17 protein-coding genes and 2 pseudogenes are annotated in these 20,868 nt (G+C 69.1%); 11 read left to right on the forward strand and 8 right to left on the reverse strand.

All coding sequences use genetic code 11. The features are described from left to right. Positions 1–11 precede the first annotated feature (11 nt). A complete protein-coding gene (locus QQY66_RS35480; protein ID WP_301984416.1) occupies positions 12–398 on the forward strand; it encodes an IS3 family transposase in 387 nt (128 codons plus the stop codon). Positions 399–445: 47 nt separating this feature from the next. Here the strand turns inward: QQY66_RS35480 and QQY66_RS35485 are convergent. After that, positions 446–613, reverse strand: a pseudogene (locus QQY66_RS35485) (ATP-binding protein); the annotation flags it as partial. 214 nt (positions 614–827) lie between these two features. Here QQY66_RS35485 and QQY66_RS35490 point away from each other — a divergent pair. From QQY66_RS35490 to QQY66_RS35520, 7 genes are all read left to right on the forward strand, one after another. Continuing rightward, positions 828–1,532 carry a GntR family transcriptional regulator gene (locus QQY66_RS35490; protein ID WP_301984417.1) on the forward strand — a complete coding sequence of 235 codons (705 nt, stop codon included), beginning with the start codon at positions 828–830 and terminating at the stop codon, positions 1,530–1,532. Then, a complete protein-coding gene (locus QQY66_RS35495; protein ID WP_301984418.1) occupies positions 1,529–2,347 on the forward strand; it encodes a LamB/YcsF family protein in 819 nt (272 codons plus the stop codon). Before QQY66_RS35490 ends, QQY66_RS35495 begins: the two co-directional genes overlap by 4 nt. Further along, positions 2,344–3,006, forward strand: a complete 663-nt coding sequence (locus tag QQY66_RS35500) for an allophanate hydrolase subunit 1 (protein ID WP_301984419.1) — start codon at positions 2,344–2,346, stop codon at positions 3,004–3,006. Before QQY66_RS35495 ends, QQY66_RS35500 begins: the two co-directional genes overlap by 4 nt. After that, on the forward strand, positions 3,003–4,007 hold the full coding sequence (locus QQY66_RS35505; protein ID WP_301984420.1) for a biotin-dependent carboxyltransferase family protein: 1,005 nt from the start codon (positions 3,003–3,005) through the stop codon (positions 4,005–4,007). Before QQY66_RS35500 ends, QQY66_RS35505 begins: the two co-directional genes overlap by 4 nt. Before the next feature lie 53 nt (positions 4,008–4,060). After that, positions 4,061–4,513: a VOC family protein gene (locus QQY66_RS35510; RefSeq protein ID WP_301984421.1), complete on the forward strand. Its 453-nt coding sequence runs from the start codon at positions 4,061–4,063 to the stop codon at positions 4,511–4,513. Positions 4,514–4,689: 176 nt separating this feature from the next. Next, a complete protein-coding gene (locus tag QQY66_RS35515; RefSeq protein WP_301984422.1) occupies positions 4,690–6,057 on the forward strand; it encodes an MFS transporter in 1,368 nt (455 codons plus the stop codon). Beyond that, entirely contained in the window at positions 6,054–6,392 is a 339-nt protein-coding gene (locus tag QQY66_RS35520; RefSeq protein ID WP_301987789.1) for a hypothetical protein, read from the forward strand. Before QQY66_RS35515 ends, QQY66_RS35520 begins: the two co-directional genes overlap by 4 nt. A 104-nt stretch (positions 6,393–6,496) precedes the next feature. On the opposite strand, the gene QQY66_RS35525 is transcribed toward QQY66_RS35520, so the two are convergent. Both QQY66_RS35525 and QQY66_RS35530 read right to left on the reverse strand, forming a co-directional pair. Continuing rightward, positions 6,497–6,889 (reverse strand): type II toxin-antitoxin system VapC family toxin, encoded by a 393-nt coding sequence (locus QQY66_RS35525; protein ID WP_301984423.1) that lies wholly within the window; start codon positions 6,887–6,889, stop codon positions 6,497–6,499. Further along, complete coding sequence (locus tag QQY66_RS35530) at positions 6,886–7,164, reverse strand: hypothetical protein (protein ID WP_301984424.1); 279 nt, start codon at positions 7,162–7,164, stop codon at positions 6,886–6,888. The genes QQY66_RS35525 and QQY66_RS35530 overlap by 4 nt, the downstream gene beginning before the upstream one ends. Positions 7,165–7,323: 159 nt before the next feature. Here QQY66_RS35530 and QQY66_RS35535 point away from each other — a divergent pair, with 159 nt between their 5' ends. Beyond that, positions 7,324–7,527, forward strand: a complete 204-nt coding sequence (locus tag QQY66_RS35535) for a hypothetical protein (RefSeq protein WP_367667098.1) — start codon at positions 7,324–7,326, stop codon at positions 7,525–7,527. 1,207 nt (positions 7,528–8,734) lie between these two features. Here the strand turns inward: QQY66_RS35535 and QQY66_RS35540 are convergent. The 5 genes and pseudogenes from QQY66_RS35540 to QQY66_RS35555 all read right to left on the reverse strand — a co-directional run bounded on the left by QQY66_RS35540 (position 8,735) and on the right by QQY66_RS35555 (position 10,275). Continuing rightward, on the reverse strand, positions 8,735–8,872 hold the full coding sequence (locus QQY66_RS35540; RefSeq protein ID WP_301984426.1) for a hypothetical protein: 138 nt from the start codon (positions 8,870–8,872) through the stop codon (positions 8,735–8,737). Position 8,873: 1 nt separating this feature from the next. Continuing rightward, positions 8,874–9,360: pseudogene (locus QQY66_RS35545) on the reverse strand (transposase). Beyond that, positions 9,357–9,665, reverse strand: coding sequence for a winged helix-turn-helix domain-containing protein (locus QQY66_RS35550; RefSeq protein ID WP_367667021.1), 309 nt, complete (start codon positions 9,663–9,665; stop codon positions 9,357–9,359). Before QQY66_RS35550 ends, QQY66_RS35545 begins: the two are co-directional and overlap by 4 nt. Then, on the reverse strand, positions 9,632–9,898 hold the full coding sequence (locus QQY66_RS50550) for a helix-turn-helix domain-containing protein (RefSeq protein WP_367667022.1): 267 nt from the start codon (positions 9,896–9,898) through the stop codon (positions 9,632–9,634). Before QQY66_RS50550 ends, QQY66_RS35550 begins: the two co-directional genes overlap by 34 nt. A 149-nt stretch (positions 9,899–10,047) precedes the next feature. Further along, a complete protein-coding gene (locus tag QQY66_RS35555) occupies positions 10,048–10,275 on the reverse strand; it encodes a hypothetical protein (protein WP_301984428.1) in 228 nt (75 codons plus the stop codon). A 509-nt stretch (positions 10,276–10,784) separates the two neighbouring features. Here QQY66_RS35555 and QQY66_RS35560 point away from each other — a divergent pair. Further along, a complete protein-coding gene (locus QQY66_RS35560; protein WP_301987610.1) occupies positions 10,785–14,339 on the forward strand; it encodes a LamG-like jellyroll fold domain-containing protein in 3,555 nt (1,184 codons plus the stop codon). Positions 14,340–14,404: 65 nt separating this feature from the next. Beyond that, positions 14,405–20,866, forward strand: a complete 6,462-nt coding sequence (locus QQY66_RS35565) for an RHS repeat-associated core domain-containing protein (RefSeq protein WP_301984429.1) — start codon at positions 14,405–14,407, stop codon at positions 20,864–20,866. The last annotated feature ends 2 nt before the right edge of the window (positions 20,867–20,868 follow it).

Below are 20,868 nucleotides of genomic sequence, written 5' to 3' on the forward strand. Positions count from 1 at the left end.
GCGGAGAACCTGTGGATGATCATCAAGACGGAGTCCATCCGCGGCGCGTCTTCGCCACTCGGGCCGAGGCGAATCTCGTACTGTTCGAGTACATCGACGGCTTCTATAACTCCCGGCGCATCCAGAAGCGGCTCGGCTACCTCAGCCCGATCGAGTTCGAGGAGAAGCACTACGCCGGACCAGGCAACGGCCGAACGAACGAACCTGAAACCCCGTCAACCCGCCCTGACCAGCTGATCAGCACCTCCCGCACGCTGGGGGAACCTCAGCATCATCTGGCGCACGACACGTTCGGTGTGCCGTTCGACGAAATCAGCCGGATCTTGGACCGCAGCCAGGCGACCACGAGGAAGCTGGCGAGGAGGGCGGACAGGGTATGGGCGGCGGTTGAATCCTGACCGGTGTGGGCGGTCGAGTTCTGACCCACCGGGTCTGGTTGCCGGTTTCAGTCGGTGCCGTGTGTGGCGGTGGTGGGGACGCGTCCGAGTCGGCGTCCGCGCATGCGGTAGCAGTCGCCTTTGAGGGAGTGGACCTCGGCGTGGGGGACGAGGCGGTCGATCATGGCGGCGGCCACGGTCTCGTCGCCGAAGACCTCGCCCCAGCGTCCGAAGGGGCGTACGCCTGTCGTCCGGCGAGAACCTCGACAGGTTGGCGACGGTCGGGCCTGGAGCGGGCGGCTCTGCTTCGCCGGTCCCCCAGGAAGGCGCCCTTACCCGGGACGTGGAGGAGTCATCGCTGGAAGGGGACCGGGTTTCGACGGAGTTAATGCCTTGTCACCCTTGGGCGAACCTCTTCCACGCGCTTCGGATCCACTGTATACACGGGATATGAGTCGAGAAGACAACTCCCTTCGCGGCGACGCCCACGGCGGCGACGCGCTCACAGGTCAGCTGCGTGCGCTGATCGTCGAGGGTGTCTACCCGCCGGGGCACCGCCTGGTTCAGGATGAGATCGCGGACCGGTTCGGGGTGAGCCGCATCCCGCTGCGGGAGGCGATGCGCACGCTGATCGCCGAAGGGCTGCTGCGTTCCGTGCCGGGCCGGGGCACCTTCGTCACCGTGCTGGACCTCGCCGAGATCGACGAGATCTACGACCTGCGGCGCCTGGTCGAGCCGAGTTTCGCCGAGCACGTCACGGACCGGGTGTCGCGTCGGGACATCGGCAGGTTCGACGGGATGGTCGGCGACATGGACCGGGTCGGCGAGACCGGCGCGGACGCCTGGTCGCGCACGAACCTGGCGTTCCATCTCGACATGTACCGGATGGCCCGGCTCCCGATCCGCTACGACGTCATCTCGCGGATGTATCACCGGCTGGAGCCCTATTCGCGGTTCTATGTGCATGGCACCTCGGCCTACGAGCGCGTGCAGCGGGAGCACGCCGCGATGGTCCAGGCGCTGGCCGACGGGGATGCCGAGGAGCTCGCGCGGCAGATCGTCGCGCACATCGATGGCGGCCAGCAGGGGCTGCACGCGGCCTGGGAGAGCGGCAGCGGAACGATACAGGCCTACTGGGCGGAGGGGGCCCGGTGACGGCTGCGGCAATCGCCCTCAACACGGACGTCGGCGAGGGATTCGGGGTGTGGGGGCCCACCGACGAGGGGGCTCTGCTCGACCAGGTCACGGCCGCCAACGTCGCCTGCGGGTTCCACGCCGGCGACCCCGACATCCTGCGCCGCACATGTGAGGCGAGCGCCGCCCGGGGGGTCGCCATCGGCGCCCAGGTCTCCTACCGCGACCTGGCCGGCTTCGGCCGGCGTTTCATCGACGTACCGAAGGCCACACTCGTCAATGAACTCCTTTACCAGATGGGCGCGTTGGATGTGTTCGCGCGGCTGGCCGGGAGCCGGGTCAGCTATGTGAAGGCACATGGCGCGCTGTACAACGCGGCGGCGCACCACACCGGCCACGCGGCGGCGCTCGTCGAGGCGGTCACCCTGTTCGACCCAGGTCTGCCGCTGCTCTGCCAGTCCCGCACCGAGGTCTGGTCGCAGGCCGTCGCCGCCGGGCTGCGCCCGCTGGCCGAGGGCTTCGTCGACCGCGCGTACACCGACGAGGGGCTGCTGGTCGCGCGATCACAGCCGGGAGCGCTCGTCACCGACCCCGCGGAGGCGGCGCGGCGCGCGCTGCGGATGGCCAGGACGGGCACCGTGACGTCGCTTGGCGGCCGGACCGTGCGAGTCGCCCCGGACGGTGGTGCGGTGGCCGCGCTGTGCGTGCATAGTGACACCCCCGGCGCGGTCGCCATCGCGACCGTCGTACGGGCCGAGCTCGCGGCGCACGGGATTACGACCGGTCCGCCCGAGGGCGCGGCCTTGGCCGCCTCGCCCGTGGGAGCACGGTCGTGACCGTTGTTCGGCCGGTCCTGCGCCGCGCGGGCGACCGCGGCTGGCTGGTCGAGTGCGCCGGGCGGCGCCCCGCAGAGGTGGCGAGGGCTATTCGCGCCAAGGGTTGGGCGTCGGGGCTGCGCGAGGTGATCCCCGCCGCCGACACCGTCCTGGTGGTGGCGGAGCGAGGTGCCGGCTCGAAGGGAACCCTCGGCATGCAGCGGCTCGCCTCCGAACTGCGCGCGCTATTGACGGAGTTGAGCACCGGCTGGGCGACGGCGTCGGCCGCGGCCCCGCGCACGGTGGTGATACCCGTCCGGTACGACGGGCCCGACCTGGGCAGCGTCGCCGAGCGGGCCGGAATGGCGTCGGCCGAGGTCGCGCGCAGGCACGCGGACGCCGAGCACTCGGTCGCGTTCTTCGGCTTCGCCCCCGGATTCGCCTATCTGGACGGTGTCCCCGAGTCTCTGCGGCTGCCGAGGCTGTCCAGTCCTCGCGAGCGGGTCGACGCCGGGATCGTCGCCATCGCCGGGAACCAGACGGTGGTCTACCCGGGCGGAACCCCTGGGGGCTGGCATCAGATCGGCACCACCACGGCACGGCTCTGGGACGTGCGGAACGAACCGCCCAACCGCCTCCAGCTCGGCGACCGGGTCGTGTTCCAGGAGGTTGCGTCGTGAGCATCGCGCACAACATGGCGGCTACGACGGCCACCGCGTCCGCACAGGCCACCGCGTCCGCACAGGATTCCGGGCGGCGTGGCGGCACCCGCCGGCATTCCGACCCGATGACGGGGCTCAGCGGCCCGGCCGCGCGCACAGCGCCGACCCTCACCGTGCTCTCCGCGGGCGTCGCGGTCAGCGTGCAGGACCTCGGCCGGCCGGGGTTCGCGCACCTGGGCGTGCCGGCCTCCGGCCCGGCCGACCGGCGCAGTTTCACGCTCGCCAACCGGTTGGCCGGCAATCCGGAGAACACCCCGGCCCTGGAGGTCACCCTCGGCGGCCTCACGGTGACCACGACGGCCTCCCGCCATGTGGCGATCACGGGGGCGCCCGGCCCGGTCACGGTGGATGGCGTACGGCGAGCCGACCCGACCCTCGTCCGCCTGCGGGCCGGCTCCCGGCTCACGATCGGGCGCCCATGGGCCGGATGCCGGACCTACCTGGCTGTCTCCGGCGGAATCGAGACGGACCGCGTCCTGGGGTCGGTGTCCCGGGACTCCCTCACCGGGCTCGGATCCGAAGCGGTCCGCGCCGGGACGACCTTCGGGCTCGGACCGGCCCGTCCGGTCCCGGCGATCCCGCTGGAGCTGGCCTTCAGCATCGTTCCCACCGCGGGAGAGGTCACCGCCCGGTTCCGCTGGGGACCGCGGCACGACCTGTTCAGCGCCGCCGACCGGCGCAGGCTCGCCACCCAGACGTGGCGCGTCTCCGCCGCGTGCGACCGCGTCGGCGCGCGGCTCACCGGTCCGCCGCTGTCCGTCGGCTCCGTCGACCTGGCCAGTGAGGGGACCGTACGCGGCGCCATCCAGGTGCCACCGGCCGGCGAGCCGATCATCTTCCTCGCCGACCACCCCGTCACCGGCGGCTATCCCGTCATCGGGGTCGTCACCGACGCCGACACCGACCTCATCGGCCAGGCCCTGCCGGGGCACGGGCTGCGGCTCGTACCGGTGCCCTGAGACACCTCGACCCCCACCCCCCATCACCAACCTCATATGAAATGGAGTCAGCCATGACCGACGACCCGACCACCCTTCCCCCCTTCCATCTGGCCATCCCCGTCGACGACATCAACGCCGCACGGGACTTCTACGGCAAGGTCCTCGGCTTCTCCGAGGGCCGCTCGGACACCCGCTGGATCGACTGGAACTTCCGCGGTCACCAGGTGGTCACACACCAGGTCGGCGACGGCCCGTCGGCCACCCCGCGCGACGGGGTGGCCGGAACCAACCCGGTCGACGGCCACGACGTACCGGTGCCGCACTTTGGCCTGGTCCTCCCGGTGCCGGAGTTCCAGGAACTCGCCGAGCGACTCCAGGCCGTCGACACCGCCTTCGTGATCGAGCCCTACGTCCGTTTCCAGGGCGAGCCGGGCGAGCAGTGGACGATGTTCTTCCTCGACCCTGCGGGCAACGCCATGGAGTTCAAGGCGTTCGCCGACCTCGACCAGTTGTTCGCCGTCTGATCCGGCGGCGGAAGCGCAGTGACGACGGTCATCAGCAGGAGGTCCAGTCCCGCTGATGACCGTCGTACGGGGCTCCGGCTCCGTACACCCCATCCGCGCGTCCAGGCGCGGCGGCCCGCACGGCTGACAGCACATCCCGGCACAGGACACGTCCACGTCAGACCCGGAGGAAACCCATGACGAGCGTACCAACGACCAAGAAGGACGACCGGGGCGAGGAAACGCCCCCGGCAGACGCCACGAACGCGACGGCGACAGCGGCCGGCACGGCGGCGGCCGAACGCTTCAGCCCGCGCAGGGCGGCACTGGCGGCCGCGGCCGGCACGGCCATCGAGTACTACGAGTTCGGCGTCTACGGCTATCTCGCCGTCATTCTCGGCCCGCAGTTCTTCCCCGGCGACAACCCCACCGCTTCCCTGCTCGCGACGCTGGCGATCTTCGGCAGCGCGTTCCTGGTACGGCCGCTCGGCGGCATCGTTCTCGGCAGGCTGGGCGACCGGGTGGGCCGCAGGCCGGTGCTGATCGTCACGGTGGTCGGGATGGGCTGCGCCACAGCGGCCGTCGGGCTGCTGCCCACCGCGAAGACCGTCGGCCTGGCGGCGCCCGCCGCGTTGCTGCTGGTACGGCTGACGCAGGGGTTCTTCGCGGGCGGCGAGGTGACTGGTTCGGCCACCTACCTCGCCGAGTCCTCGCCACCCGGTAAACGCGGCTTCTTCGGGGCCTTCACACCGGTCGGCGTGGCACTCGGCGGCGGAACGGCGGCGCTGGTGGCGGGCGTCGTCACGGCCGTGCTGAGCGACGAGCAGATGGCGGCGTATGGCTGGCGAATCCCGTTCCTGCTCTCCCTCCCCCTGGTCGGCGTAGCCCTGGTCGCCCGCAACCGGCTGGAGGATTCCCAGGCCTTCCTCGCCGAGAAGGAACAGGACACGACGGCGAAGGCGCCGCTGACCGAGGTACTCACGCGGCATCGCGGCTCGGTGGTCAGGGTCACCCTGCTCGCCATCGGCTCCAACTGCGGGTACTGGGTCGGCCTGATCTTCATGAACGCCTATCTGACGAAGGAGCTGGGCTACTCCACGTCCGGCACGTTCTGGATCATGGCCGGCATCAGCTACTTCGTCGCCTGTCTCATGCCGCTCTTCGGGGGACTGTCCGACCGCTGGGGCCGCAAGAAGGTGATCGCGATCGGGTTCACCGGATACGCGGTCCTGGTCATCCCGACGATGCTGGTCATGGGACTCGGGAGCTTCCCGCTCGCGGTCGCCGCGATGGTGGTGCTGGCCCTGCCCATGCCGATCGTCCAGTCGGTGACGTACCCCACCTACGCCGAGCTCTTCCCCACCCGCGTCCGCTACACCGGCCTCTCCATCAGCTTCAACCTCGGCACCATCGTCGGCGGCGGCCTCACCCCCTACCTGGCGACCTGGCTCACCTCCACCACCGGCAACCTGCTCGCCCCGGGCTACCTGCTGATGGCGGCCGCGGTGATCGCCCTGCTCACGCTGCGCACGGTCGCCGAGCCGAGCCGGGGGGAGCTGGCGTGACGGTGCGCCCGGGCGGAACAGAGGCCGATCTGCGCACGGAACTGCCCCGCCACCGCGTGTGGCAGCACGGCGAACCGGTCGACGAGCCGTACGACGTCACGGCGTACCGGCGTGCGGACGCGGTGGGCTTTCTCCTCGGCCGTGGCCACGCTTCCGAGGGGCCGCTGCGCCGGGCCGAGGTGCCGGCGGGCCGTCCCCGGCGCGCTCGTGGCCCGCGCCATGGAGGTCACCGCCCGCTACCCGACCGGGCACGGTGCCCCGCGCACATCGGCGACCCGGCGGCGCTCGGCCCATGGAACCCGGTGACCTCCCGGTGTTTTGAGCCTGCGGGGTGACACCTCCATCTCGCCCGTGACACAGGGCCCGACGAACAGCGAAAGGTCCCGACCGCTCAGCGGCCGGGACCTTGGGGGTTGCGGTCCCCTGGCCTCGCACTGTGTCAGATTTTGATGACGTGGACGCCGGGGCCGCACAGCATGCGGAGATCTTCGGGGTCTGACGTCAGGACGGTCACGGGGGCGGATGAGGCGAGTGCGGTGGCGGCGACGATCGCGTCGAGGGCGTACTTGTGGCCGTGCAGGCCAGCTGCGGCGAGGAGTTTGCTGGCGTCGCGGGCGATGGTTTCGGTGGGCGGGACGATGTTGACGCGGGAGACGGCGTAGTCGAAGCGGGCCTGGTTGGTTTTGGGGTCGCGGGCTTCGACGAGGGTGACAGAGCTGGTGATGACGCGGATGTCCTCGGCCTCGGCGGCAGCCAGCCATTCGGTGAGTTCGTGGGTGCGTCGTACGAGTTTGGACAGGCCTTCGCAGTCCAGGACGAGGGTGCCGCTCATGCCGCGTCAGCCGAGCCAGCTGCGTCGCTGCGCAGGACCGCTCGCTTGGCATCGACCGCAGCCTGGTCGACCGGGCCGTGTTCGGCTTCGGCGTCCTCGATGAGTTCACGCAGCCGGTCGCGCTCCAGTTGGCGCTGGATGAGGCCCTCGACGTAGGCGGACATGCCGCGCTTGCCGGTGCGAGCCTTGAGTGCCGCGATGGTGCCTTCGTGGAGGGAGACGGAGACCGGGCGGACGGGACCTTCGCCGGGAGCGGGGTCGGGGGTGGTGGCCATGGAGCCATATTAACAAAACTCTTGTTATTGGGTGGGGTGACTCTGAGGCACTGCGGCTTGACCGGAGGCATGTGGCGGATTGCCTCGCGGGCTACGGATCCTCTGTGATCACTAAGCGCGACGATGCGTCCCGTGGGCTGACGTGCGAGGAACTGCTCGCTGCCCGTGACCGTGCACCTAGAGACGGCGAACCGCGCGCTGTCCCTCAGCCGGACGACGGGGTACGACCTTGCCAAGCGTGGCCGGTATCCGTGCACGGTCCTGCGGTTGGGCAACGCGTACCGGGTTGTCACCGCCGACCTGCTCAAGCTGCTTACGTCGACGCACCCGCGCGCTCCGGTATTGAAGAGCCCGGGGTCGTGACACCCGACGCGGAAACGAGCTCTCTCTCGTCGACCTGCTGTTGCTGCTGTGCGTGCCGCTGTGCACGTCGGCACGAGGGATGTGGGCGAGGAACCTGCGAGTGATGCCGACATCTCGTATGTGCGACCTCGACAAGGTGTGCCAGCGTAGTGTTCCCGCCCAACTGCCCAGACCGATTCTGCGCTCTGCCATGGGGCGGGGAGCGCAAGGGGAGCGCGGACGCCTATGGACGGTGCAACATGGCGTACGAGTAGCGGGACCGGGAGCAGTGCTCTGATCTGCGAAAACTGGACCTGATGCGATCATGGGGCACGACTCGACACAATCCCTGGCGCCCTCGTAATGCGTAGGTCTCGGGTTCGAATCCCGAAGGCGGCTCCATGGTAGACCCCAGGTCAGGCCTTTGACCTGGGGCTTCTTCTTTTCGTTGACCTTGGAATTCGGACCAAACGGACGCGCGCGGTCTACGCATCGCAATGCGTAGGTCGAAGGCATGGTCTCCGTGGTGATACCTAGGTCCTGGGCCTCTGAGCTGGAACTTTTCGGTAATGAGGGCATTAGCTGACGTGCCATCAAGGATCAGGTGTGGCCAATGTGCGGCCACGAGTGCAGCCACAATGCCGGGACGGCCATCAGGAGCCGCATTTCTGGGCTCAGTGTTGACCGATGCCTTGTACGTATTCCACAACCAGACACCCAACCCCATCAAGCAGGCACGGCAGCTGATCGCCGGCCTGAGTGCAACAGTCGCGATGCTCGGTCGGCGACGACCTTCGGCGGCGGGTCTGGGGTGTTGCGCGACGCTCGAATCGGCGATGACGGCGACACTCGTGGTGGCGAGGTGGATTCCGGCGATTCGGGTAGTCGCCGGAGGGGTTCGGGCAGTCATGTGCACTCTGTCGTCGTGACGTTCAGCTTGTCGTTCGCCGCGACGTACGTGGGGTTGAGAGCCACCGGGGTCGTCGGGGGGAGATTCGGGCAGGGTGCGATCCCCGCAGGGGTCGTGTGATCAGCTTCCGGCGCGCGGGCGAGCCACGGGCCCCTCACCACGATAGCGGCGCGTCCTCGGAATCATCCGACCAGCTGTACTGCGGTGGTCGGTGCTTCGGCAGGGGCAGTTGGTGTTGCACTGACCCGGCCTCTATCGGTTGGCCGCGCTCGCGACGCGGTTGGCGGGGAAGTGACATCCCACGCAACACCTCCGTGATCAAGGTGTTGCGACGACCACCTGAATCCGCCGTGCTTGACAGATCTCGGCGACCCACTGCTTGGGCTTTGGCGCGAACCCCTTGTCCTTCGGATTGCGCTCGACGATCTCGACGTCGATGCTTACTGACTTCGGCACGTCAAGGTGAGGCTGGGGCGTCGGGGGGCAGGCCGGTGCCCGCTATGAAGCCGTCGAGGGTTTCGGGGCGGTACCGGGGGCGTTTGAGCCGGTTGCGTACGAGGGCTTCGAGCCGGTCGAGAGCGACCACGGCGAGGTTGGCCAGACTGCGCTTGACGTGCGCCCATACCCACTCGACAGGGTTCAGGTCCGGCGAGTAGGCGGGCAGCAGGAAAACCGTCAGCCAGTCACGCTCGGCAGTCAACTCACGCATGGCGTGGGAGACGTGGGTGTTGAGCCGGTCCCAGACCAGCACGATCGGCGCCTTGACGAGCTGGTGGACGCCGTCGACCAAGTGCGATGAAGTCGCGCTCGTCCATGCTGCGGCGCTTGCCTTTGCCCGCGGGGTGGGTGCGCAGGCGGTGGCACAGCCGGGTGCGGGAGCCGGGCCGCATGGCGATCAGCCCGGCCACCGACAGGCGCCCTGAGCGGCGACCGCTCACCGTCACCTGCGGGGTGTGGCCGCGTCGGCCCCAGGTGCGTCCTTTGGGCGGCTGTCGCGTGAAGCCTGCCTCGTCCTCGAAGCAGATGTAGCCCCCGCAGGCCGCCCGGGCTCTTTTACCTCGGCCCAGGTCGCCTCCTTCCACAGGGTCACGGCCTGCTCGTCGCGCTCGGCGACCCGCCGCGCAGGGACCTGCGGGCTGAAGCCGAGCCGGTGCATCAGCCTCGTGGCTCCCGAAATGCTGTAGGAGATGTGGAACTTCCTGCCGATCAGTGTGGCTACCCGGGCGGCGGTCCACACGTGGTCCTCCACCCATCCGTGCGCGGCGGGTCCTTCATCAAGGTATGCGGCCAGCTTCTCCAGACAGCGCGGGGACAGCCGACATCGCGATCCACTCGGGCCGCGGGAGGCCAGCGCCTGCACGCCACCGTCCTGCCACAACTGATCCACTGGTAGGCCGACTTCGGGCTCACTCGCAGGCGCCGTGCCACCTTGGGCGGCTTGATCTTCTGCTCGAACAGCTCGGCCGCCTGCATCCGCACCATCTCCCGGCGCTGACGTCCCGCAGGGGTCAGCCCGCCCTCATCCGCATACCTCACACACCACGGAATACAGCCACTGCCCCAGGCCCAGCAGGGACTTCAAGAAAGCTCACCCTGACGAGCCGAAGTCGGTAAGGACGTGTCGCGCTCGACTACCGCGTTCTTGAACCCCTCGTCGACAGCGCCTTCTCCAACCGGTCGGAGTCGGCGGCGACCTTGTCCCGCAGGTGCGATGCCCGGCGGCGTTCTCGTGCGCGGACGCCGTGAGCACCGCGACCGCGGTCACCAGCCCCCAGCACGTTCCACGCGGTGATCACCGGCTCGATCAGCGCCCGCTGTTCATCGGATGAGGCGGTCTTGTAGGGCTTGCGCTCGCTCACGGTTTCGGCCCAGCACACCCAAGCCCGCCGACCAGCCAAGACGCCCCAGCCCCACCCCTTCAGGCGACGACAAAACAGTCACCAGATCTCGTACCGCTCTCTGGCAGCGGAGTGCGATGGCCGGCCGCCCGGTGATCTGGGGACGGCGGGATGAGGGGCGTGGCGCCAACTTTCTTACAATTCCTTACAAGGTGGAGATTTTTCCTTTCCTTGCCGTTCGCCCGGATGGCGGGTGGGCTCCCATTGGGTCGACTGCCGCCTATTTGTAGTCCCCTTTGCGATGCGTCGATCTTTTGATCGGTGAACCATGCCTGTTTCTTTGCTTGTTGGTGATCACTTGTGAGGTGCTTTGGCCCAGTTGATTCTCTTGGGAATTCATTGACATTAAGGGATTCCTCAGGTTTTGATCACCCGGCTGTGAACGGCAGTGAAGGATCTGTGGTTGCGGGGGTCGGGCTATGTGGCGTGCCGGAAGACGGCTGAGATGGCTGGCGGCATCTGCGTTGTTGGTGCAACTGGTGGGCGCGGCGGGCGCCCACGCGGTCGCCGACGCCCCCGTACGGAAGGCCTCCTCGGCCACGGATGACCCGGCTGACCTGTCGCCCGAGGCGGTCGCGTCGCGCCAGGCAGCGGAGTCGGGTTCGCCCGTCGCCGTGGACGCCGAGACGACGCCCACCCAACTGGTCACCGCCCAGCCGGACGGCACGTTTACCGTTGAGTTCGACCCCGAACCGGTGCGGGTGCGGCACGCCTCGGGGTGGGTGCCCGTGGACACCGACCTCGCGACCACCGCCGGCGGCCAACTCGTCCCGAAGGCCGCCGCCGTGGACGTCGCCTTCTCCGGGGGCGGTGCGCACGACCCGCTGGCGCGGATCACGAAGGACGGCAAGACCTACAGCGTCGGCTCGCCCTGGACGCTGCCGACGCCGACGCTCGACGGCTCGACGGCGACGTACGCGGACGTCCTGACCGGCACGGACCTGGTGGTGCAGGCGACGCCGGACGGCTTCAGCGAGAACCTGGTCGTCAAGTCCCGTACGGCGGCGGACAATCCGGAGCTGGCGAGCGTGCGCTTTCCCGTCTCGGTCGTTGGTGTCTCCGCGTATGACACTCACTCCGGCGGGGCCGCGTTCGTCGACGCCCAGGGGCAGCCGGTGTTCACCACCGGCGCCGCGATGATGTACGACTCATCAGTGACGACCACGGCCACCGCGTCCAAGACGGTGTCCCGGGCCTCGTACACCGTCACAACCGCCGCCGCGCAGACGGCCGTCGCCGACGAGGACGTGCTCGACGGTCCCGTCCCCGGCGCCCGCGCGAGGGCCATGGACGTGACCGCCTCCGACAGCGCGCTGACACTGAAGCCGGACAAGGCGTTCCTCGACGACCCGGACACCACCTACCCGGTGGTGCTCGACCCGCAGACGACCAGCGCGTCGCTGTCCGGGTGGACGACGGTGTGGACGAGTTCGCCGTCGACGTCGTTCTGGAAGACCTCGCACGCGCTGGGTGTCGGCTACGACGCGTGGGTGGACAACAAGAAGGCCCGCTCGCTCTACCAGTTCGACACGCACACCCTCGGCGGCAAGAAGATCCTCTCGGCGACCTTCAGCGCGCTTGAGGTGTGGTCGGCCAACTGCACGGCGAAGAGCGTGCAGTTGTGGCGCACGGGGTCCATCGCCTCGGGCACCACGTGGAACGCCCAGCCGTCCTGGTCCTCGCAGGTCGACTCGGTCTCCACCGCCAAGGGCTACTCGTCCTCCTGCCCCGGCGGCAACGTCTCCTTCGACGCGACCGGCGCGGTCAGTTACACCGCCGGGCAGTCCGCCTCGACCACCACGCTCGGGCTGCGGGCCGCCGACGAGAGCGACGAGATCGCCTGGAAGCAGTTCGCCTCGCCGTCGGACACCAAGCCGACCCTGTCGGTGACGTTCGTGTCCAAGCCGTCCACGCCGACCGGGGTGAAGCTCTCCAGCCCGAACCTGGCCTGCGCGACCACCCGCGCCACCGCCGCTATGATCCACGACACGACCCCCATGCTCGCCGCCGCGCCCAAGTCGTCGGACGGTTCGCAGTCCACGCTGCGGCCCAACTTCCAGGTCTACAAGTACGACCCCAACGTCACCGATCCGCTGGCCGGTTCGGGCAGCCCGTCGGCGTACACGACCTCCGGGACGACCGGGACATGGACGACGCCGACGCTGACGAACGGGCAGACGTACTGGTTCCGCGCCCGCAGCGAGTACAAGTACTCCTTCAACGGCACGACCGGCTACATGTACTCGTCCTGGACCAGCGGCTGCTGGTTCCGCATCGACACCTCGGCGCCGGTGCAGCCGGACGTGGACTCGACGACGTACCAGGAGTGCGCGAGCCCGGACACCCCGGACGACTGCACGGCTTACGGCGGCGTGGGCGCGCCCGCGACCTTCACGCTCAAGGCCAACGGGGCCTCGGACGTGGTCAAGTACACCTATCAGCTCAACGACGACGCGGTGCGGACCAAGTCCTTCTCCACCGCGACCACCAGCTACGCGGTGTCGCTGGCGCCCGACGTGCGCGGCGTGAACACCCTCACCGTGCAGACCTGGGATGCGGCGGGCAACGCCTCGACCAGCTACACCTACGTCTTCAAGGTCGCGCCGGGCGCGGGCCCGGTCGCCCACTGGTCCCTGGACGAGGGCACCGGCACCACAGCCACCGACGACATCGGCGCCAGGACGGCCACCCTGGCCGGTTCGGCCGGCTGGTCCTCCCTCGCCCGGCTCGGCACATCCCTTCAGGCCAACGGCACGTCGTCGTACGCGGCGAGCAGTTCGTCCGTCCTGGACACCACCAAGAGCTTCACGATCTCGGCGTGGGCCCGGCTGACCGGCAATTCCCACAACGCGGTCGCCGTTGCCCAGGCGGGGGTCATCGGATCGACGTTCGCGATCTACTACTCGACCGCGTACAACGCGTGGGTCTTCAACCGGTACACCACGGACGTGGCCGCGCCGACGATCATTCGCTCGATCGGCACCACCACGCCCGAAGTCGGCGTGTGGACCCACCTGATGGGCGTCTACGACGCGCAGGAGCAGACCATCCAGCTGTACGTCAACGGCGTGCCGCAGGGTGACCCGGTCGCCTTCACCACGCCCTGGCAGGGCACCGGCGGCCTCCAGATCGCCCGTGGCCAGTACGGCGGCGCCTTCACCGACTACTTCCCGGGCCAGGTCGACGACGTGACGGCCTGGAACCGGATCCTGTCCGAGGAGGAGATCGCCGACCTCCAGGCGATGACCGACGCGTCCACCGGCCACGCCCAGCCGGCGCTCGCCGCCGACTGGAAGCTGGAGGAGACCTCGGGCACCGGCGCCGCCGACTCCTCCGGGTACGGCCACACCGCGACCGTTGCGAGCGGCGCCACCTGGAGCACTGACACCGACGGCGGCAAGGGCAACCTCCTGTCCCTGAACGGCACGTCGAGCGCGAACGCGACCGCGACGGGGCCGATCGTGGACTCCCAGGGCGACTTCACGGTGGCGGCCTGGGCCAAGCTCGACGCGGCCTCGCTGTCCGACACCTCTGTGGCCCACCACATGCGGATCGCCACCCAGTCCGGCGGCGTCCGCGACTCGTGGGGCCTGTGGTACGACCAGGCGGCGGGTTCGTCCCAGGGCATGTGGGTGTTCGGCCGCACCACCGCCGACTCCACCAGCGCCACGGTCGTGACCGTGCCCGCCAACATCGCCTCGGCCCAGCTCGTCGACCCGGGCGACTGGACCCTGCTGACCGGTGTCTACGACGGCGCCCATCACCAACTGTTCCTGTACGTCAACGGAGTTCGCCAGGGCGCGCAAGGCGACACGGACACGGACACCGACACCGGCGACGGCATCGTCTTCACCTCGCCGTGGCAGGCCACCGGCACCTTCAACATCGGGCGCGGCCGGATCAGCAATGGCACGTACAGCGACTTCGCCGACGGTCTCGTGGACGACGTACGGGTGTGGACGGGCGTGACGTCCGACACCGACATCAATCAGATGTACGTCAACGAGGTGCCCATTCCGCTGTAGACGACAGCGCTCACACGGCTTCAAAAAACCTTCGACACACGGTTCGACACGTGGGGAGTTCAGTCATGGGCGGGCTAGGGCACAGACGGCGGGGACAGTTGCGGCGGATGCGGCTGTGGGTCGTCGGGGCCACGGCGAGCGCTGTGGTGGCCACCAGTCTCGGCACCGCGCCCGCGGTGTGGGCGACCCAGCGCCACGGCCACCACATCGTGGCGGCACAGGCGGCCAAGAACGGTACGGCGGTCGCCTTCAAGGCGAAGACGGCCGAGAAGAAGGACCCGGCGAAGGCCGCCGCCGCCCGTACCGCCAAGGTCCTTTCCCGGCACGTGAGCTGGCCCACCGCCTCGGCCAAGACGCTCCCAGTGGTGGCGAAGTCCGCCAAGTCCACCCTGGTCGGCCGCCTCCCCGTGAAGGTGACCGCGCCCGGCAAGGGAACGGCCCCCACGAAGGTCACCGTCGAAACGGCCCCGCACAAGACGGCCACCGCCCTCGGCATCCATGGCGCCGTCCTCTCCCTCACCCGCGCCGACGGCAAGAAGACCGCCGCCAAGGCCCGCTTCACGCTGGACTATTCGGGCTTCGCGCACGCCTACGGCGGCGACTACGCCTCCCGGCTGTTCCTGGTCCGCCTGCCCGCGTGCGCGCTGACCACCCCGAAGCTCAAGAAGTGCCGTACGACGACCCCGCTGCCCACGACCAACGACACGTCGAGCCAGACCCTCACCGCCACGGCCCCGCTCGCCGCGTCCGGCATCACCGCGATGGCGGCGACCACCGGCGCAAAGTCCGGTGCCGGTTCCTACGCGGCGACCCCGCTCAACCCGTCCGCGTCCTGGAACGCGGGCGGCTCCAGCGGTGACTTCACGTGGTCGTACCCGCTGTCGGTGCCGCCGTCCAACGGCGGCCCGTCGCCCAACCTGGCCATCACCTACGACTCCCAGAGCGTCGACGGCCGTCTGCCCTCGACCAATAACCAGCCCTCCTGGGTCGGCGAGGGCTTCGACCTGACCACGGGGTACATCGAGCGGTCGTACGACTCCTGTGACGACGACGGGCAGTCCGGCAAGAACGACGAGTGCTGGGCGAACGACAACGCCACGCTCGTCCTCGGCGGCAAGTCCAGCCCTCTGATCAAGGACTCGTCGACCGGCGCGTGGCACGCGAAGACCGACGACGGCGAGCGCGTCACCCACTCCACGGGTGCCACGAACGGCGACAACGACGGCGAGTACTGGACCGTCACCACGCCGGACGGCACCCAGTACGTCTTCGGCAAGAACCACCTGCCGGGCTGGGCAACCGGCGACGCGGTCACCAACTCCACCTGGTCCGCCCCGGTGTTCGGCGACGACTCGGGCGAGCCGGGCTATGACCAGGGCACCAGTTTCTCCGGCCGTTCGCTCACCCAGGCCTGGCGCTGGAACCTCGACTACGTCGTCGACCCGCACGGCAACGCCATGTCGTACTGGTACACCAAGGAGACCAACTACTACGCCAAGAACGGCACCACGGCCGACAACGGCACGGTGTACGACCGCGGCGGCTATCTCAGCCGGATCGACTACGGCATGACCTCCTCCACCGTCTTCGGCACCGCCCCGGAGAAGGTCTCCTTCACCACCGCCGAGCGCTGCCTGGTCACCAGTACCGAGGACTGCTCGTCGCTGACCTCGTCCACCTCCTCCGACTGGCCGGACGTGCCGTACGACCAGATCTGCGCCTCGGGCAAGGTGTGCAGCGCCACCGGGCCGACCTTCTTCTCCCGCAAGCGACTCACGGGCATCACCACGAGCGTGTGGGACGCGAGCCTGGCCACCCCCGCCTACCGGGCCGTCGACTCCTGGGCGCTGGCCCACTCCTTCCCCGACCCAGGTGACGGCACCTCGGCCGGGCTGTGGCTGAAGTCCATCACCCGTACCGGCAAGGACGGTTCGACCACCGCCATGCCGCCGGTCACCTTCGCCGGCATCCAGCTCTACAACCGGGTGGACACCACCCACGACGATATCGCCGCGCTGGTCAAGTGGCGGGTACGGACGATCACTTCGGAGACGGGCTCGGTCCTCACCGTCAACTACTCCGACCCGCAGTGCGTCGCCGGTACGACCATGCCGAGCGCGCCCGACTCCGACACCCTGCGCTGTTTCCCGACGTATTGGCAGCCGCCGTACACGGCGGATCCCCAACTGGACTGGTTCCACAAGTACGTGGTCACCCAGGTCACCGAGTCGGACCCGACGGGCGGCGCCCCGCTGAAGGAGACCGACTACACCTACGACGGCTCCCCGGCCTGGCACTACGACAGCGACAACGTCACCGCCCCCGCGAAGCGCAAGACCTGGTCGCAGTGGCGCGGCTACGGCAGCGTCACCACCACCACGGGCGACGCGCAGTCGACGCGGACGAAGACCGTCGCCACGTACTTCCGCGGCATGGACGGCGACAAGCAGTCCGACGGCACCACGCGCAGCGTCAAGGTCACCGATTCCACGGGGACTTCGGTCACCGACTCCGACCCGCTGGCCGGCAACGTCCGGGAGTCGGTCACCTACAACGGCTCCACCGAGGTCTCCGGCACGATTACCGACCAGTGGATCCACCAGACGGCCACGGACGGCAACCGCAGCGCGTACTTCACCCGGCCGGCGGCCGTGCACTCCCGTACCGACCTGTCCTCCGGCGGCACTCGCGACACGCTGGTCTCGACGACGTACGACCCGACGACCGGGGCGGCGCTGACCGTCGACGACTCCGGCGACACGGCCGTCACGGGCGACGAGCAGTGCACGCGCACCACGCTCGTGAACAACACCACCGACTGGCTGATGGCGTTCCCGGTGCGGGTCGAGACCGTCGACGTGGCCTGCGATGCCACCACGACCCGCCCCGACGACGTGGTCTCCGACGTCCGCACGCTCTACGACAGCCAGTCCTACGGCACCGCCCCGACCCTTGGCGACGAGACGTCGACGCAGCGCCTGTCGTCGTACAACAGCGGCAGCCCGGTCTACCAGACGGTCACCACGACCCACTACGACACCCAGGGCCGCGTCGACTCGGTCTCGGACGCCGACCAGACCGTGGTGAGCAAGACCACCTACACCCCGACCACGGGGGGCCCGCTGACCAGTGCGGTGACCACCGACGCCAAGGGCTACGCGACGACCACGAACTTCGACCCCGCACGGGGCCTCGCCACCTCGGTCATCGACCCCAACAGCAAGCGCACGGACTACGCCTACGACGGCCTCGGCCGCCTGACGTCCCTGTGGCTGGCCAACCGCAGCAAGTCCTCGGGCCAGAGCGCGAGCCTCGTCTACACCTACGCGATCTCCAACACTGCGGCCTCCGCGGTCTCCACGGGCAAACTCAACAACGACGGCACGACGTACGACACGACGTACGCCCTGTACGACGCGCTGCTGCGCCCGCGCCAGACGCAGACACCCGCACCGGGCGGCGGCCGGGTCATCGCCGAGACCAAGTACGACAGCCGCGGGTTGGCCGTCGAGGCGGACGCCGACTACACGGATACGAGTTCACCCTCCGGGACGTTGGCGAACATCACCTCCGCAGTCCCGTCCCGGACCCTGACCACGTTCGACGGCGCGGGCCGCGCCACGGCGGAGGACCTCTACGCTCTCGGCACCAAGCGCTGGACGACCTCCAGGGTGTACGGCGGTGACCGCGTCACGGTCACCCCGCCCAAGGGCGGCATCGCGACCACGACGCTGACCGACACGCTCGGCCGCACGGTCGAGACCCGGCAGTACGACAACGGCACGCCGTCGGGTTCGTACACGTCGATCAAGTACACGTACGACGCGAAGAGCCGGCTCAAGGAGGTCGTCGACGACGCGGGCAACACCTGGTCGTACGGCTATGACCTGATGGGCCGCAAGATCACCTCGACGGACCCGGACACGGGCACGACGAACACGGCGTACGACGAGCTGGACCAGGTCAGCTCGGTGACGGGCGCGGTCGGCACGTCAGACGAGAAGACGCTCAGCTACTCCTACGACATCCTCGGCCGCAAGACCGACCTGTACGACGGCACGACCAAGGACGCGGCGCACGAACTGGCCAAGTGGACCTACGACTCGGTGGCCAAGGGCGAGCCGACGTCGTCGATCCGGTACGTGGGCGGCTCGTCCGGGAAGGCGTACGCCACACAGGTCGGCGCCTACGACGCCCTGTACCGCCCGACGTTGACCCGGGTCATCGTCCCGTCGGTCACGGGTGAGGAGGCGTTGGCGGGCACGTACTCGTCGACGACCGGCTACAACCTCGACGGCACCGTCCAGGTCACCTCCGACCCGGCCGCCGGCGGGCTGTCCTCCGAGTCGTTGACGTACGGCTACAACGACCTGAGCATGCCGACCACGCTGAGCGGCGCCACCGGTTATGTGCAGAACACGAGTTACACGAAGCTCGGTCAGGTGGCCCAGCTCACACTGGGGGTTTCGTCCTCGGACACAGCCAAGTGGCTTCAGATCACGAATTCTTACGAAGACGGCACGCGCCGCCTCCAGCGTGAGCTGGTCACGGACGACGCCCAGAGCGCGCCCGTGCAGGACACGTCGTTCACCTACGACGACGCGGGCAACCCGACGAAGGTCGCCACACACGCCGACGGCACCGACGACGTGCAGTGCTACCGCTACGACGGTCACGACCGGCTGAGCGAGGCGTGGACCGCGACGGACGGCTGCTCGGCCGACCCGTCCACGGCGGTCCTCGGCGGCCCGGCGCCGTACTGGCAGAGTTTCCACTACGACGACCTGGGCAACCGCGACACTCAGACCAACCACGCGACGACGGCGGGCGGTTCGGACGCGACGACGTCGTTCGTCTACCCGCCCAAGGGCACGGCGCAGGCGCACACGCTGACGTCGTCGAGCACGGTCGTGGGTTCCACGACGACCACCGACTCGTACACGTACGACGGTTCGGGCCAGACCCACACCCGCACCCTGGGCGGCAAGACCCAGACGCTGGACTGGGACTCCGAGGGCCACCTGGCCAAGGTGACCAACGCGGACGGGACGTCCGCCTCCTACCTGTACGACGCGGACGGCGACAGGCTGCTCTCGCGCGACGACTCGGGTACGACGCTGTATCTGGGCGACACGGAGGTGCACCTGGCCAAGGGTGCGACAACGACCACGGGCGTGCGCTACTACGAGTGGGCGGGCCAGACCATCGCGGTGCGCACCAGCACGGGCGCCCTGCAGTGGCAGGTCACGGACGCGCACGACACCGCGGAGACCGCGGTGGACGCGACGACGCAGACGATCACCCGGCGGCGGCTCGACCCGTTCGGCAACACCCGTGGTACACAGCCGACTTCGAGTGCGTGGCTGGGTGACCAGGGCTTCGTCAGCGGGGTGCAGGACACCGTCACGGGCCTGACACACCTGGGGGCGAGGGAGTACGACTCGACGATCGGCCGCTTCGTCTCGGACGACCCGGTCCTGGAGCTGACCGACGCCCAGCAGATCGACGGGTACACGTACGCGGCGGACAACCCGATCACGGGCAGCGACCCGACGGGCCTGGACGACTGGGCCAGCGACCCGACGATGAACGTCTGTGCCATCGACTGCCAACCGGAAGGCTCGTCCGCGCTGGTCGACACCGGCGCAGTCAACGACAGCAGCTCGGGAACCCACCACGGCGGTGGGGGCGGTGGCGGAAGCTCCCACCACAGCTGCGGTTGGTCCTTGTCCTGCTATGCCAAGAAGGCGTACCACGTCGTGGAGCGGCATCCGGTGATCGCGGCCGTGGTCGCCACGGCGGTGGTGGTCGGCGCGGTCGCCTGCGTGGCGGCGACGGCGGGCGCGTGCGCCGCGGTGCTCGTGGCGGGGGCGGAGGGCTTCACCGCGGGTGCTGAGATCGGCGGCCTCGGGGCCGCGGTGACGGGGGCGGCTGCCGGGGTCATCGGCGAAGGCGGCGCAGTCGTCGCCGGCGCCGTGGGGATCGCGGGAGCGGGGGTGGCGGCCGTTTCCAAGGGAGCGAAAACAGCCGCCACATCCGAAGCCGCTCATGAAACGGGTGCCGCGTCGGCGAGCGCCGACGCCGCGGAGTTGTCCGCCACACCGCCCGCCGACAACTACACCCCTGGTGGGGGCGCCGTCAGGCACACACATACGTCGACGTCCATCGGATCCGACTCGGCAACCATGAGCGTACGAGAGCACGCCAAGAATGCGGGTCATCATGACGTGATCGTGCATGGATCGACACGCGGAGTGCTCGGCGTGGACGGGCAGGACACGAATCCCCTCCAGATCGTCGAGGCAGTCAGAGGAAATCCGCATTACCAGGGTGGATGTGTGAGACTCCTTGTCTGTCATTCCGGTGTATCCGGTGTGGGGCAGGATGTCGCCAATGGTCTGGGCGTGCCGGTCTGGGCTCCTACCACCAAGGTCGGCGTCATGCCGAGTCTCGGGTCGCAGGAACCGTTCCTGGAGCCTGGGGGGACCTGGCGGATGTTCCTTCCCATGGCGGGAGGTGCACACTAGCC

This window comes from Streptomyces sp. DG2A-72, from assembly GCF_030499575.1.
GTDB lineage: Bacteria > Actinomycetota > Actinomycetes > Streptomycetales > Streptomycetaceae > Streptomyces.

Bases quoted from the DNA above. Each gene is read 5' to 3' on its own strand.
- QQY66_RS35490 (WP_301984417.1), top strand. From the start codon at position 828: ATGAGTCGAGAAGACAACTCCCTTCGCGGCGACGCCCACGGCGGCGAC.
- QQY66_RS35510 (WP_301984421.1), top strand. From the start codon at position 4,061: ATGACCGACGACCCGACCACCCTTCCCCCCTTCCATCTGGCCATCCCC.
- QQY66_RS35515 (WP_301984422.1), top strand. From the start codon at position 4,690: ATGACGAGCGTACCAACGACCAAGAAGGACGACCGGGGCGAGGAAACG.
- QQY66_RS35525 (WP_301984423.1), bottom strand. From the start codon at position 6,889: ATGAGCGGCACCCTCGTCCTGGACTGCGAAGGCCTGTCCAAACTCGTA.
- QQY66_RS35530 (WP_301984424.1), bottom strand. From the start codon at position 7,164: ATGGCCACCACCCCCGACCCCGCTCCCGGCGAAGGTCCCGTCCGCCCG.
- QQY66_RS50550 (WP_367667022.1), bottom strand. From the start codon at position 9,898: ATGGTGCGGATGCAGGCGGCCGAGCTGTTCGAGCAGAAGATCAAGCCG.
- QQY66_RS35565 (WP_301984429.1), top strand. From the start codon at position 14,405: ATGGGCGGGCTAGGGCACAGACGGCGGGGACAGTTGCGGCGGATGCGG.